Here is a 14,030-nt window from a genome sequence, read left to right on the forward strand (position 1 = left end):
CCAGCGAAGGGTGGAGTTATAGACGAAACGCACACAGCCGAATGTTTGAGCCAAAAGCTCAATTTGTTCGGGGGTTGGATAGAATCTATATCTATATGCTCGCTTCATTCCTTACATTTTATTTTATTGAATGTAAAAGTCAATGACGGGTTGGATAGAAGGTCAAAAGCACGCCTTATATCCTCGCCCTAGAAGAACGAGGTTTTACGGCGCTTCCTGAAAAACCCCAACGGCTATTGTGGCCTGGGTGGTATCGGTATTTGCTTACCGCCTGAACGTTAATATCAGCACATCGTTTATAGCAATAGTCCGGCCAAGGCTGTTGCTGCTGAAAACTAATCGCCTAACTGCGTGCTTTGACGTAAACGATACAGACTCAACGCTTTATCTTTGATGACATTCATCTTGGTCTCAGCAGCAATAATCCCCCAGATAGTCCCCTGCTCCTGGCGATAGAATTCGTTGGTTGCTTCGTTATAAGAATCTTTATATTTAATCCATTGTCGTTGCGAAGCCCGCAAAGCCTTGCGTACGCTTTCAGGATTCTCTTTCAATAATGCCTGATATTGCGTATTGAGTTCTTTATCCCAGTCAGCCATCGCCTGCCTATAGCACTCACTGGAATCCAGGGTGGTCTGCGCTTTGTCCTGACATTGTTTAAGCTCTGTATCAATGTTAACTGCCGGAGATTGGGCAAACACAGGTAAAGTGTAGCTGGCTAAGAGTAAAAAAAAGACTGGTTTTAGCAACATAGAAACACCTGTATAAGTGAGAGTGATACCGAGAAGTTAGTTATTTCCTCAGTCCGGAAGCGATGAAATCATAATTTTCAGTCAATCTGGATAGAAAATCATCATCTTTGAACGCTGGCGACGAATTTACTCTTTAGGCTATACTCTTGATGGTCAAAATTGTCATCTTGAGATAATAAGATGTAGTCAGACATTTTTTCACGTATTAGTTATCCATTATCCCAGAGGATCTGACTCCAGCAGTCAGATAAATTATGTTAAACAGTATTTTGATAATACTTATTCTGATAGCCATTAGTGCCTTTTTCTCAATATCTGAGATTTCACTTGCCGCATCTCGCAAAATAAAACTTAAACTCCTGGCCGATGAAGGCAATACCAACGCCAAACACGTGCTCAAAATCCAGGAAACACCGGGTACTTTTTTTACCGTAGTACAAATTGGCCTGAATGCTGTCGCCATTCTGGGTGGTATTATCGGTGATGCCGCTTTTTCGCCCGCCATCCAGGCATTACTGGAACGTTTTTTATCTCCAGAACTTTCTGAGCAGCTGAGTTTTGTTTTATCTTTCACCCTGGTGACCAGTCTGTTTATTCTGTTTGCCGACCTGACGCCAAAACGTATTGCGATGGTATCCCCGGAAGCAATTGCGCTTCGTGTCGTTAATCCGATGCGTTTCTGCCTATATATTTTCAAACCATTTGTTTGGATTTTCAATGGGTTATCCAATTCAATTTTTCGTCTTTTCAAGCTGCCGATGGTACGAAAAGAAGACATTACTTCCGATGATATCTATGCCGTGGTTGAAGCGGGAGCCCTGGCTGGTGTACTGCGTAAACAAGAGCACGAATTAATCGAAAACGTATTTGAGCTGGAGTCTCGTACCGTTCCATCCTCAATGACTTCTCGTGAAAACGTCATCTGGTTCGATTTACATGCTGACGAGCAGCATCTGAAAGCCACCATTGCAGAACATCCTCATTCTAAATTTTTAGTTTGTAACGGCGATATCGATCATGTCCTGGGGTATGTTGACTCCAAAGATTTACTGAATCGCGTGCTGGCTAATCAAAGTATGGCGCTCAACAGTGGTGTACTGCTGCATAATGCGCTGATTGTGCCCGATACGCTAACGCTCTCAGAGGCGCTGGAAAGCTTCAAAACTGCTGGTGAAGACTTCGCCATCATCATGAATGAATACGCTTTAGTGGTCGGGATCATTACTCTGAACGATGTCATGACAACGCTGATGGGTGACTTAGTCGGTCAGGGCATGGAAGAACAGATCGTTGCTCGCGATGAACATTCATGGCTGGTTGAAGGTGGGACGCCAATTGAAGATGTGATGCGCGTTCTGGATATCGATGAATTTCCACAGTCCGGTAACTATGAAACTATCGGCGGTTTCATGATGTTTATTCTGCGTAAGATACCGAAACGTACCGATTCAGTGATACTGGCTGGCTATAAATTCGAAGTGGTTGACATTGATAACTACCGAATTGACCAACTCCTGGTCACACGTATTGATCCTAAAGCAAGTCCGGTGATCCCTAAACTCCCGGATGCTTCCGCTTTTGCTGAATAAGGTTCTTCTTATCCGGTAATCGAAAAACGGCCCGCAAGGGCCGTTTCAGATTGCTACATGGCATCAGCCTGCATCAGCGTAACCTGCCGATTCACTTCAGACATCACCGACAGATGTAGCTTATCTTTAATCCTTGGGATAAGGATCTTGCCCTTATCGAACTCGAATGCACCGACATCCTTGATATATAACCGTCCTCTGAACAGGATCTTCACGTACTTAGCCACTTGTAAGGGATTGTAGCGTTGGAAAATTTTCATTTTTCTTTCACTCCTGCAATATTGCCGTCTCCGCGGTACCACACTTGGTCCAGCGAGATGAGACGAAAAAGTTGATGCCTAAAAACTATAATTCAGAAACAAGCTGGCATCGAGTGTGTATAAGTTTTTTTACTTAATGATGACAAAATGCTAAAAATCCTCGTCAAAAACTGCCGAGCCTCAATATAGAGGCTAATGACTCATCGACCTGTGCAGTAGTCCACAAACTGGTAAGTCCAATTCGCTATCCGCGATAATTTTCTACATATTGTTAACATAGTCACCCTCAGTTCCGGGAACCTTTTTATTCCGACAAGAGGTAACATATGAACCGACACAACGCTGTGTTAATTCTGGCATTACTGACTCCATTTATCGCTTCTGCCCATCTCTTTCAAGAACAGCATCGCTTACCCCCTGTCGGTATTGCCGATAAAGGTGAGTTAATTCTCGATAATAATCAGCTCAGTTATAAAAACTGGAATACTGCCCGGCTACCTGGAAAAGTGCGGGTTTTACAGCATATTGCCGGCCGTTCAAGTGCTAAAGAACAAAATGCGCCATTAATTGAAGCAATAAAAGCGGCCAATCTGCCTCATGACCAATACCAAACCACCACCATTATCAATGTTGATGATGCCATCATCGGTAGCGGTATTTTTGTCAGAAACAGTATTGAAGACAGTAAAAAACAGTTCCCCTGGTCTCAGTTTATTGTTGATGACCAAGGGGTTGCCGCAAAAGCATGGCAGTTAACCCCGGAAGGCTCCGCTATTGTGGTACTGGATAAAGACGGGCGCATTGAGTTTGCTAAAGATGGAGCATTAAATCCGCAAGAGATACAGCAGGTGATAAGCCTGCTGCAGAGTTTACTCAATAAACCGTAACGCGAAAACCTGGATTAAGGAAGGACTCACGAGGGGTATAGTCAAGTACGCGACCTTCCCAGTCGTGAACATGGGCCCCCGCTGCCACAGCAACAGCATGACCAGCTGCCGTGTCCCAAATATTGGTCGGCCCAAAGCGAGGATACAGCTGGGCCTGACCATCAGCAACCAGGCAAAACTTCAGAGAAGATCCTACTGAGACAGTCTGATGCTCACCCAGCAGATGTAAATACTCTTTCAGCTCGGTGTCGCTATCTGCATGTGAACGGCTCACCACCACCAAAGGAGGGCGCGCATCTTGGATCTGAATCTCAATACGTCTTCCCTGCTCTTCTTTCCAGGCTTTGCCTTCTGCCGCGCTATACATCACATTCAGTACCGGGGCATACACCACCCCCAGTACCGCTTTGCCTTTATCGATAAGCGCAATATTTACAGTGAACTCACCGTTACGCTTCAGAAACTCTTTAGTACCGTCTAAAGGATCGACCAGCCAGTAACGCTGCCAGTTTTTGCGCGTCTCCCAGTCTTGTGGATCTTCTTCGGATAGTACGGGGATATCAGGCGTCAGCTCCTGGAGTCCTTTGACAATAATGCCATGAGCGGCAATATCTGCTGCCGTCACAGGGGAGTCATCTGACTTTTTAACCGCGTCAAGTGGGGATTTCCCATCATAGACTTGCATAATAGCCACGCCTGCTTCGCGCGCCAGCTGGCAAATTTTATCTAGCATTGTCCACCTCCGTAATGTCCGGGTATACGTGTCGAACAGATTTTTTATTTATAACCCATTGTGCTGCGATACGCTATTAATGAGCACCAACATGCGGTTCTCAGAGGAAGGAGAGATGAACAATGGTGTTGAATTTGATATTTACAGTAAGATATTCCCCGATAACCGGGGAATATCTGGCATGATTAGAGAGTTAGGATCACCACCAAACTTCGGCCTGAACCCCCAGAGAGAACTGATCGCTCTTCTGGTCCTGGAAGCTGAAATCAGACAGTTCATTATCCAGTACGTGCAAGTAGGTTCCGTAGAAACGGATTTCAGGACGTGAAGTCAGGATACTGGTATCCACCTTCAGAGCATGATACAGCGTAGTTTTATAGCCGGACTCTTTCAGATCTTGTCCTGCCTGAGTTTTGTTCGTCTGGGTGAACCAACCCAGTTCAACGCCGGTTTGATTGTAGCTATCCCAAACCCAGGCTGGTCTCACGACGGTGCGTATACTGTCGAAGTCACTGTGTGCGCCGCTTTCATAGCTATAGACATCGTTCCCTTTTGAATAGACCAGGGCATTCGCCATGATTATCTTATCGCCAAAGTACATCTCTCCCTGGGAAATCAGGCGGAATGCTTTACCGTTGGTATGGTCACCATAATAGTAGCCATTGTTACTCACATTCGAACTGGCACCATTGTAGTTAGAAAAACTGCTGGCGTAGGAGTTATTCCCCACCTGGAGGGCAAAATCATTAAATCCTTTGTTGCTCAGTTGCTGATGTACAATGACAGTCCCCAGCCCGGCATCTTTCAGGTTATAGAAGCTGTTATTATTTTCATTCTCTTTTTGGGTATCCGTTTTATTGGCCATCGAGTATTTTGCCATCAGCGTTAGTGACGCGGTATCCCACAGAGGAAGATCTTTATAGCGTGCTTCGACAACGTTGGTATTCGTCTGGGTTTTGCTGGCCAAGTCACGTGAATACACATCCATATCTTCACGGGTCAGTGACAGATCAAGCTTGCCAGGTCCAGCATCAAGGTTTTCGATACCTACACCTGCTCCGATGGTCGAAACGGCCGCCTTCCAGTCAAGCATCTGAATTTCATACTTCACTAAACCATGTCGGCCGACCCAGAAATCAGCCTCTGGAGCAAATGGCAGGAAACCTTTGGTATTCAGATAAATATCTGAGAACTGCAGTAGGTTTTCATTACCGGCATTATCACCAAACCAGCCCGATCCGTACTGTTGCGTTACGTTACCGTCTAACTGGACAATCGCTTCAGCCGATTTGCCATTCTGATTATAGACTCGCTGTTTTAACAACAAATCAAACCAGCCACTGTGCTCGTTACCAAAACGACCGAGTGAACCGATAGCATAAGACTGTGGCGCGCCGCGGTTACTGGTTGCCCAGCCGCTGCGCAGGTATCCCGAATAGGTGAAGCCTATTTCATCTTTAACATACTGGCTGAGATCTTTAATGCTGACAGCCTGGTTATTATTGCCCGCTGCATCGGTGCTGGTCACATTAATCGTCGAGCTGGCAGTCACCGGAATAGCCTTCGCTTCAGGCGATGAGTTTTGTACCGGGGCCGGTGATGATTGAGCCACAACTGAAGCCTGATGTTGAGCCTTGTACTCACTGAATTCTGTTTTCGTCTTCTGTAACTCTTGTTCGAGTAATTCAAGGCGTTGCTCAAGGGTCAATTTGGCTGCAATAGCATGATTTGAGAAAAGTGCAGCACCCATTAAAACTACTATTAGTTTCAGAGAATGTTTTTTCATTACGAGTTATCCTCGATAATATTATTATATTTATACCCAAAATAATTCGAGTTGCTTGTAGGCGCGAAATGAGGCGCGTCGATGAGCATAGATAAACTATGTGATTCGGCGTGCCTCATGCACGCAACACCCAAGCAACTTGAAGTATGACGGGTATAAGCGAACTGAGTCCTTGCCGGTTATATTAATAACTGGCAGATATTAGGAACTGATGATTCTCATCAGAACGATGTCATTAACTAATATATTTATTTTGTTCTGTTGTTCGTTTCCTTTATTTCATTCACTACTGAGCCTATTCGTTAAGTCATTCACCGTTTGAGCGCTGACAATGCTCAGGCAAGGCGCTACATGACGGCATATTGAAAGCAAAAAAAAACCTGAACAAATTCCCTGGCATTAATCAATGCGGGAGCCTGTTCAGGTTTTGCCTGCTATCCAGCGAACTGGAAAACAGTAGCAATCCTATGGTCATATTAACGAAATAAACTTCACACTATTTCGAAGTTCGCTAATATTGTCTCACTAGCGACGGAGACTGCAATCAGTTTTTATTCTCAATGAGTAATCTGTGATGTAACTTACATTTCATTGCTAATGATGAAATTCATTTTTCGATTCTTATGCTGTACAGAGCAAGCTAATTCTGCCCGGGATTACCACTTTTTCCGCTGAGCAGACTTTCTAAAATCAGTCGCGCTGAGCCATAATATTAACGCAGCTCACCCCACTTTAGCCTGTCTCACGCGTTTCATTGGCCTGATAACTCAAACTATCAACACTGGCTTATCGTCTGCATCCTGATATGGCTCAGGATAACCGAACGTGCAATACTGACAGCCAGACAGACCGCCCTTCACCTCATCATAGTGCTTACAGAGACAGAGATAAGATAGTTTATATTATCGTAATAGAACACTAACCCGGCACTGTGCTAAAGACCTCAGGAGTGAAACCAGTATTCAACCCATTAATACCCCACCGATGGCGATACCGACCAGCGGCAGTGTTTCAAGAAGCATGGCGTATTTAAATCCTCTGACCTTATCGATATTTTTGAATCACCAGCCGAAAAATACGGTACCAAAGAAACTAGAAATCATAATAACTGACATAAACCAATTAATTAACTCAGGTGGTTTCAGAATATTGTCACAGTAGTAGATAATACTTCCACCCTTAAATAATACCGCCACAAGATTAACGATATTCAGAACAAATATAACGTTCGCATGTAGTAAAAAAAAGATATAGAAAAAGACAATATTCAGAGAGTTTGTAATCATCATGGTATAAAAACACTCTTTCTGAATACAGAGAAAAAATACCAGACCGATAGCAATATCAACACTTTGATTACGTATTTATATCAGTTGAAGAATGTCCGTTCTTCGGAGGCAGATACAGTATCCCTCCGTAAGTGGTCAACATTATATTTTACCCGTTATTTTAAAAGATGATTTTCAATAACCGTCAAAGAATACCTTTTATTCCGGAAAATAAAATATGCACGTCAATTTTTTCTGCCCTCTGATCTGAACATTTCTGACGTTACGCTGATAGCAGGGTTTACTGATAGCGCCTACTTCCGTATGAAATTTAAAAGAGTGATGGGATACAGCCCAATGACCTTCCGACACGATACTTTAGGGACAAATCCTGTCGAACACCGCCCTCCCATACAGCATATAACTATCTAATATTTAAAATATTATTAACTTGTTACCTATTGATAACCTGCATCATTCGGGTCGCTTGTAGTCGATGAATGTCTTCTGGTAATGAGCATAAACATATGATGTGTCTGACAGGGCTCAGGGGAATTAAAATTCCAATAACTATTTATGAGTGATTATTATGTAACATTACATATTTGTCGATGGCATCACATTCATATCAAAATATACGTGATAGCTTCCCTGTTGCTAATAGCTATGTACTTAGAAATAAATACATGCTCAGCCTTCTGATTTATATCCTAAATGATTCGAATTGCCTGCAGGCGTCAAAGCCCTGTCCATCGATGAGCACAGATACGCTATGTAAGTCGGCGGGCTGAACGCAGTCAATATCCATACAATCAGAAAAATATCGGATATATATCAACAATACTAAACAAAATAAATACATGAGGTGATATTATGTCTACTGATGATAAAATGTATTCTGACGAAAGAATCGCATTATTATTTAGTCAAACTGGGAATTTATTATCTGGATATTTAGCCGCAAACCCCAAAGAGACGCCTGAGTATGTTATCCGCGATATGTTTGAAACCACATATAAAGCGCTTCAGACTGAGTTTAATAAAAGCTACATTAAGAAATAGTCACTTTAACTAACAGACACCCAAGAGATAATCCAGTCCGATGTTGGCGACCGGACTAATCATCAACAACCGGACTGGATCATCTTGCTTATTTTATCAACAGGATTGCATTCAAATTAACGAAGATAAAACAATTACAACATAATATATTTATTTTAAATGCAATGGCGGAAACTCAGATTACAAATAAGCATTTTATTGAATACTCTTCTGGTTATAATACCAATACCCGTAATATCCTGGAGTATGATCAGGTTGGGGAACCGCAGGCATATTCTTGTATTCATGGAATAATGGTAACTACCTGTTATTATTTATAATAAATACCGAACATTAACTCATTTCAACCGCGAAGGGCGGTGAGTGGTTTTATCCCCTCCCCGAGCGCCTCGCCACCACCATAGCGCAAATCATCATACAACCCGCCACCAGAAACGTCAGTTTCATCCCTGTAGCAATGGCTGTTTCGCTAGCCTGAGCCAGTTCAGCGGTTCCAACACCCAACGCAAATACCGCGCCGAGACCCGAAGCTCCGGTAATCATGCCAACGTTACGCGACAAATTAAGCAGTCCTGATACGGTTCCCTGGCGTTCTTTGGGGATGTCCATCAGCGTGCCGGTATTATTGGCCGCCTGGAATAACTGATAGCCCGGTGTCAGGACAATCATCGCCAGTATATAGCCACTGGCCGCCATCATATTAGGTAGAAATGCCAGCAGGAAAGCCCCTGCGGTTAACAGACTCAGTCCAAGAAACAATACACGTTTACTGCCCCAGCTATCTACCAGTCGCCCGGAAGGGATCCCGCTAATAATAGAGATAACCGGGCCGACGGCCATAATCAGACCGACCTGCGTGGCCTGCAACTCCAGACCCAGACTCAGGTAGTAAGGTCCCACCGTCAGGGTGGTCATCATAATCGCAAACACCAGTAAGTTCAGCACAAGACTGGGGGCCAGATGGCTATTCAGTGCAGACCAAATAGTGACTTTAACCACCGCAGCCCGATTCTGCTGAGCCGGCAGCGTTACTGCGGCAAAGATAAAGGCCACAGCGGCTAATAATAGCTGTAACCAAAACAGACTACGCCACCCTGCAAGCTCAATCAGCAGTCCTCCGAGTGAAGGTCCGATAGCCATTCCTAGCGCCGAAACCGTTCCAAGCAGCCCCATCGCACGGCCGATCCGTTCTTTACCTGCTGTCTGACGGGCCAGCGCCATGGCCAGAGTCATCAAAAATGCCGCCCCTATCCCTTGCAATGCCCTGGCTGCCACCAGTAATACTAAATTTGCGGCAACGCTACACAGCAGTGAAGCCATGCCAAAAATCACCAATCCGGTCATCAACATTGGCTTTAGTCCATGACGATCGCCGAGCCGACCGGCAATGACCACCGTAATAGTCAAGGCCACAAGATAGACCACGACCACCGCCTGTACCTGTGCAAAGGGGGCGGAGAACGCAACGCTCAGTGTCGGTAAGGCAATATTCGCGATACTGGTTCCGAGTGATGCCAGTAGCATTGATAGTGCCAAGGTAATCGTGATCCCGGATTGATTTTTGGTGACTAAAGGTATTTCAGCCTGCTGCATTCTTTTTCTCTCTTGCCTGACACAGGGTATGGGGAGATGATACAAGTTAAAGTCAGCTTGAGGTCAAGTATGAAATTTATTGATATTGGTGAAGTGGCTAAGCAGACAGGAGTCAAACCTTCAGCGCTACGCTATTACGAAAAAATAGGGCTGATTTCTTCAAGCTCTCGTCACGGGCTACGCCGGCAATTTCCGCACCATGTTGTGCTCCAGCTAAAATTGATTGCCATGGGGAAATCCGCAGGTTTTTCACTGGAAGAAATTGCCAGTATGTTTGGTCGCCAGGGAACTCCTGAGCTGCCGCGTACGCTGCTACATCAAAAGGCTGACCAGATAGACCAGCAAATCCATAAGCTGACTGCGCTACGTGATACTTTACGTCATGTTGCAGACTGTCCGGCCCCCTCTCATATGGAGTGTCCAACCTTTCAACGACTGGTCGAGGTAACAGGAAAAAGTCGCCGTAAAGCTCTCAAACAGGCAGCGGAGTAACGTTTTTATTCATCAAGTTGCTGACGGGAAGCCATCACTTTCGATAAGTTTATTTCAATCCAGTCGGCTAATGCCTCTACTTTATCCGCAACCTCAGCCCCCAATGGCGTTAAGGTATATTCAACATGAGGTGGCACAACCGGATAGGAATGGCGCGTCACAAAGCCATCCGCCTCCAGCCATTGTAAGGTTTGCGCCAGCATTTTTTCACTGACGCCCCCCATCTTGCGCCGCAGCTCGCTGAAGCGATGGGTCCCTCCCTGTAGAGCGATAAGGATCAGAACCCCCCAGCGGCTGGTGACATGTTTCAGTATCTCCCGTGAAGGGCAGGCTGCGGCAAATAAATCACCGTCACGCTGTAGCTCGGAGATCAGACGGGGTCGGGCGATTAAATCACTCATTCATACTTACCTTTTTGTACGTACTTACTAAAAGTTAGCTAGGATGTTAGTGTGACACAACATCACCAAAACATCACGCAGGAGAGTCACAATGTTTGCAATCACAGGGGCATCCGGTCAATTAGGCCGTCTGGTTATTGAAGAATTAGTTACCTATGTTGAAGCTGAAAAACTGGTCGCTGTCGTACGTAATCCGGCCAAAGTGGCTGACTTGGCACAATCTGGAGTAGAAGTACGGGCGGCCGATTATAATGACCAGGCAGCACTGGCTAAGGCCTTTGCTGGCGTAGAAAAATTGCTGCTGATCTCTTCCAGCGAAGTCGGGCAGCGCGTGGCACAGCACCGTAAGGTGATTGAGGCAGCAAAACAAGCCGGGGTTAAACTGATTGCGTATACCAGCTTACTGCATGCCACTGATTCCCCGCTGGCACTCGCCGCTGAACATATCGAAACTGAAAAGCTGCTGGCTGACTCCGGTATCCCGTTTGTCCTGCTGCGTAATGGCTGGTATACCGAAAACTACCTCGCTTCCCTGCCACCGGCATTGGAACATGGCGTCTTTATCGGTAGCGCTGGCGAAGGCAAAATATCTGCCTCCCCGCGTGCTGATTATGCCGCCGCCGCCGCTAAAGTCCTGGTCCTGGATGACCAGGCCGGTAAAGTCTATGAACTGGCAGGTGATGAGGCCTGGACCCTGACAGATCTGGTCACTGAAGTGGCTCAACAAACCTCTACTGCGCTTCGTTATCAGAATCTGAGCGAAGCAGATTTTCAGGCGGCATTACTGCATGCCGGCTTACCTGAAGGACTGGCGGGTGTGCTGGCAAACTCCGATACGGGTGCCTCAAAAGGCGGTTTATTTGATGATAAACGTCAGCTTAGCCAGTTAATTGGTCGCCCAACGGTGCCACTGAGTATCAGCGTTAAAGAAGCCCTGTCTGCACTGAAAAACGCTTAATCTCTGGCTCTCCCCACAGAGCGCTTTATACTGTGGGGAAAAGCCCAGAGGAGAAATATCGTGCAAGGTGTTCCCGCCGTTTTCGCTGATGAACGAGACCGAGCCCAGTTCCGTCACCTTCCACAGCTGGCTGGCGTTGAGCTTTATCACGCTCATATCACCAAATATGCTTTTGAGCCTCATACCCATGAGGCTTTTGGCGTGGGTGCAATTACCCGGGGAGCAGAGCGTTTTCGCTACCGTGGTGAACAGCTGGTTGCCCCAGCTGATTCTCTGGTACTGATGAACCCGGATGAGCTACACACCGGTGAGTCAGCCAGTGATGATGGCTGGCAGTACCGGATGATTTATCTTGAACCCGATTTTCTCGAGTCACTGACCGGGGAACGCAACTGGTGGTTTAATGCTGCGGTGAATCACGATCCGCTGCGGGCACGGCAGATATCTCATCTTATTGGTGGCTTATGGCAGGCTCCGGATACCTTAAGCCAACAAGGTTTACTGCTTCATCTGGTGGAGACCTTTCGTCCTTATGCGCACCATACGCCAGGCAGAGCTCCTGATGCCACCAACCGTTTTATACGGGTAAGAGAATATCTGCATGATAACTATATGCATACTATTACTCTGGATACCTTGGCTGCCCTGCTTTCGCTCAGTCCCTATCATTTTCAGCGCCAGTTTAAAGCCCATTATCACGTAACACCGCATCAAATGCTGATGGCGATTCGCCTCTGGCACGCCAAACAATTTCTCACCGCGGGAATACCGGCGGCGGAAGTCGCAGTCCAGTGTGGACTGGTGGATCAGTCACACCTGACAAAAGCCTTCACCCGACGTTATGGTATTACGCCAGTACGCTATCAAAAACAGGTCACGCGGAAATAAAAGAGCGCAACCTGGTACAATATATTTAATATTTAGCCCCCTACACTGACGCCATATTGTCATTATTCGGGATAAGAAAAATGTTGGTTGGCGTATTCTACGCGCTACTCGCGGGTATCATGTGGGGACTTATCTTTGTCGGGCCGGTTATTGTGCCAGACTACTCTGCTGCCTTTCAGTCTACCGGGCGTTACCTGGCTTTAGGCCTGATTGCTATCCCTATCGCCTGGCTGGGTCGTCAGCGTCTGCGTGCCTTAAGTCGGGCAGACTGGTGGACTGCCATGAAACTTTCTACCTTTGGTAATCTGATTTATTACCTTTGTCTTGCCAGTGCGATTCAGCGTACCGGAGCGCCTATCGCAACCATGATTATCGGCACTCTGCCGGTGGTTATCCCTATTTTTGCTAATCTGCTGTACAGCAAACGTGATGGGAAACTGCCCTGGCGTCGCCTTGCTCCCTCTCTGGTAGCCATTGCTGCTGGGCTTATCATGGTCAATATTGACGAACTCGACAGTCATGCATCGACCGATTTTAGCTGGTGGCGCTATATCAGCGGTATTCTGCTGGCGCTGGTAGCAGTAATTTGCTGGGCCTGGTATGCGCTGCGTAATGCCCGCTGGCTGCGTGAGAATCCGGATAAAAATCCGATAATGTGGGCAACAGCCCAGGGGCTGGCGACCCTGCCATTATCCCTGGTCGGCTATATTGCTGTCTGCTTTTGGACCGCTCAGGATAACAGTAGTTTTGCTTTACCTTTTGGCCCACGACCGCTGCTTTTTATTAGCCTGATGCTAGCCATCGCTGTCCTCTGTTCCTGGGTTGGTAATCTGTGCTGGAATATTGCCTGTCAACGCCTGCCGACCGTCGTGGCCGGGCCACTTATGGTATTTGAGATCCTGACAGGTCTTACCTATGCCTTTATGCTGCGCCAAAGCTGGCCACCGTTATTAACTCTGACTGGCATTTTATGTTTGATTATGGGTGTCGTGCTGGCGATTACCGCCAAACCAGAAAAACAAAATATCACTCCGATATCTGAGTGACCGTTAATCTATTTATTTTTACCAGATAAGCTTTTCTTATTTAGGTTGGACTCTGTGAATTGGGAATCCCCGTCCTTCAGGGCGGGGAGCAGTCAACATCATGCATCTGTACGATACAAAGCAGCTGATTAACTGGCGACGCGAATTGCACCAGCATCCGGAGCTTTCCAGTCAGGAATTTGCTACCACAGAACGTATTACTCGCTGGCTGCAACAAGGGGATATTCGTCTGCTACCTCTGAGGTTAAAGACGGGGTTGTCGCTGAAATTGGCTATGGCGAACCTCTTATTGCCCTGCGATAAAAAAGCAGCATA

15 protein-coding genes and 1 pseudogene are annotated in these 14,030 nt (G+C 46.2%); 9 read left to right on the forward strand and 7 right to left on the reverse strand.

Annotation, left to right across the window (positions count from 1 at the left end; translation table 11 throughout):
* A partial coding sequence (locus tag Q1A40_RS20905; RefSeq protein WP_300004979.1) for a helix-turn-helix domain-containing protein occupies positions 1-108 on the reverse strand: 108 nt, incomplete at its 3' end.
* 227 nt (positions 109-335) lie between these two features.
* On the reverse strand, positions 336-752 hold the full coding sequence (locus tag Q1A40_RS20910; protein ID WP_300004863.1) for a lysozyme inhibitor LprI family protein: 417 nt from the start codon (positions 750-752) through the stop codon (positions 336-338).
* 254 nt (positions 753-1,006) lie between these two features.
* On the opposite strand from Q1A40_RS20910, the gene Q1A40_RS20915 reads away from it, so the two are divergent.
* The gene (locus Q1A40_RS20915; protein ID WP_300004865.1) at positions 1,007-2,341 is read left to right on the forward strand and encodes a hemolysin family protein; all 1,335 of its coding nucleotides are present in this window, start codon (positions 1,007-1,009) and stop codon (positions 2,339-2,341) included.
* 53 nt (positions 2,342-2,394) lie between these two features.
* Here the strand turns inward: Q1A40_RS20915 and Q1A40_RS20920 are convergent, their stop codons facing one another.
* The gene (locus tag Q1A40_RS20920; protein ID WP_300004868.1) at positions 2,395-2,601 is read right to left on the reverse strand and encodes a DUF1107 domain-containing protein; all 207 of its coding nucleotides are present in this window, start codon (positions 2,599-2,601) and stop codon (positions 2,395-2,397) included.
* Positions 2,602-2,927: 326 nt separating this feature from the next.
* Between Q1A40_RS20920 and Q1A40_RS20925 the strand changes: the two genes are divergently transcribed.
* Entirely contained in the window at positions 2,928-3,488 is a 561-nt protein-coding gene (locus Q1A40_RS20925) for a YtfJ family protein (protein ID WP_300004871.1), read from the forward strand.
* Here Q1A40_RS20925 and cysQ read toward each other — a convergent pair.
* Both cysQ and Q1A40_RS20935 read right to left on the reverse strand, forming a co-directional pair.
* Complete coding sequence (gene cysQ / locus Q1A40_RS20930; RefSeq protein ID WP_300004874.1) at positions 3,475-4,221, reverse strand: 3'(2'),5'-bisphosphate nucleotidase CysQ; 747 nt, start codon at positions 4,219-4,221, stop codon at positions 3,475-3,477. The two genes, Q1A40_RS20925 and cysQ, sit on opposite strands and share 14 nt — an antisense overlap.
* Positions 4,222-4,420: 199 nt before the next feature.
* Positions 4,421-6,007, reverse strand: a complete 1,587-nt coding sequence (locus tag Q1A40_RS20935; RefSeq protein ID WP_300004876.1) for a carbohydrate porin — start codon at positions 6,005-6,007, stop codon at positions 4,421-4,423.
* Positions 6,008-7,473: 1,466 nt separating this feature from the next.
* On the opposite strand from Q1A40_RS20935, the gene Q1A40_RS23235 reads away from it, so the two are divergent.
* Together Q1A40_RS23235 and Q1A40_RS20940 are read left to right on the forward strand one after the other, a co-directional pair.
* Positions 7,474-7,707 (forward strand): helix-turn-helix domain-containing protein, encoded by a 234-nt coding sequence (locus Q1A40_RS23235; RefSeq protein ID WP_367275779.1) that lies wholly within the window; start codon positions 7,474-7,476, stop codon positions 7,705-7,707.
* A 441-nt stretch (positions 7,708-8,148) separates the two neighbouring features.
* The gene (locus Q1A40_RS20940; protein ID WP_300004879.1) at positions 8,149-8,337 is read left to right on the forward strand and encodes a hypothetical protein; all 189 of its coding nucleotides are present in this window, start codon (positions 8,149-8,151) and stop codon (positions 8,335-8,337) included.
* 369 nt (positions 8,338-8,706) lie between these two features.
* Here the strand turns inward: Q1A40_RS20940 and Q1A40_RS20945 are convergent, their stop codons facing one another.
* On the reverse strand, positions 8,707-9,930 hold the full coding sequence (locus Q1A40_RS20945) for an MFS transporter (protein WP_300004882.1): 1,224 nt from the start codon (positions 9,928-9,930) through the stop codon (positions 8,707-8,709).
* A gap of 69 nt (positions 9,931-9,999) precedes the next feature.
* Between Q1A40_RS20945 and Q1A40_RS20950 the strand changes: the two genes are divergently transcribed.
* Positions 10,000-10,422, forward strand: a complete 423-nt coding sequence (locus tag Q1A40_RS20950; protein ID WP_367275774.1) for a helix-turn-helix domain-containing protein — start codon at positions 10,000-10,002, stop codon at positions 10,420-10,422.
* A gap of 5 nt (positions 10,423-10,427) precedes the next feature.
* On the opposite strand, the gene Q1A40_RS20955 is transcribed toward Q1A40_RS20950, so the two are convergent.
* Positions 10,428-10,823, reverse strand: a complete 396-nt coding sequence (locus Q1A40_RS20955; RefSeq protein ID WP_300004885.1) for a helix-turn-helix domain-containing protein — start codon at positions 10,821-10,823, stop codon at positions 10,428-10,430.
* 91 nt (positions 10,824-10,914) lie between these two features.
* On the opposite strand from Q1A40_RS20955, the gene Q1A40_RS20960 reads away from it, so the two are divergent.
* From Q1A40_RS20960 to Q1A40_RS20975, 4 genes and pseudogenes are all read left to right on the forward strand, one after another.
* On the forward strand, positions 10,915-11,781 hold the full coding sequence (locus tag Q1A40_RS20960) for an SDR family oxidoreductase (protein WP_300004887.1): 867 nt from the start codon (positions 10,915-10,917) through the stop codon (positions 11,779-11,781).
* Positions 11,782-11,841: 60 nt separating this feature from the next.
* Entirely contained in the window at positions 11,842-12,669 is an 828-nt protein-coding gene (locus Q1A40_RS20965; RefSeq protein WP_300004890.1) for an AraC family transcriptional regulator, read from the forward strand.
* 80 nt (positions 12,670-12,749) lie between these two features.
* Positions 12,750-13,715 (forward strand): DMT family transporter, encoded by a 966-nt coding sequence (locus Q1A40_RS20970; RefSeq protein ID WP_300004893.1) that lies wholly within the window; start codon positions 12,750-12,752, stop codon positions 13,713-13,715.
* A 100-nt stretch (positions 13,716-13,815) separates the two neighbouring features.
* A pseudogene (locus Q1A40_RS20975) lies at positions 13,816-14,015 on the forward strand (amidohydrolase); the annotation flags it as partial.
* Positions 14,016-14,030: the final 15 nt, after the last annotated feature.

Source organism: uncultured Cedecea sp., from assembly GCF_947498825.1.
GTDB lineage: Bacteria > Pseudomonadota > Gammaproteobacteria > Enterobacterales > Enterobacteriaceae > JGM124.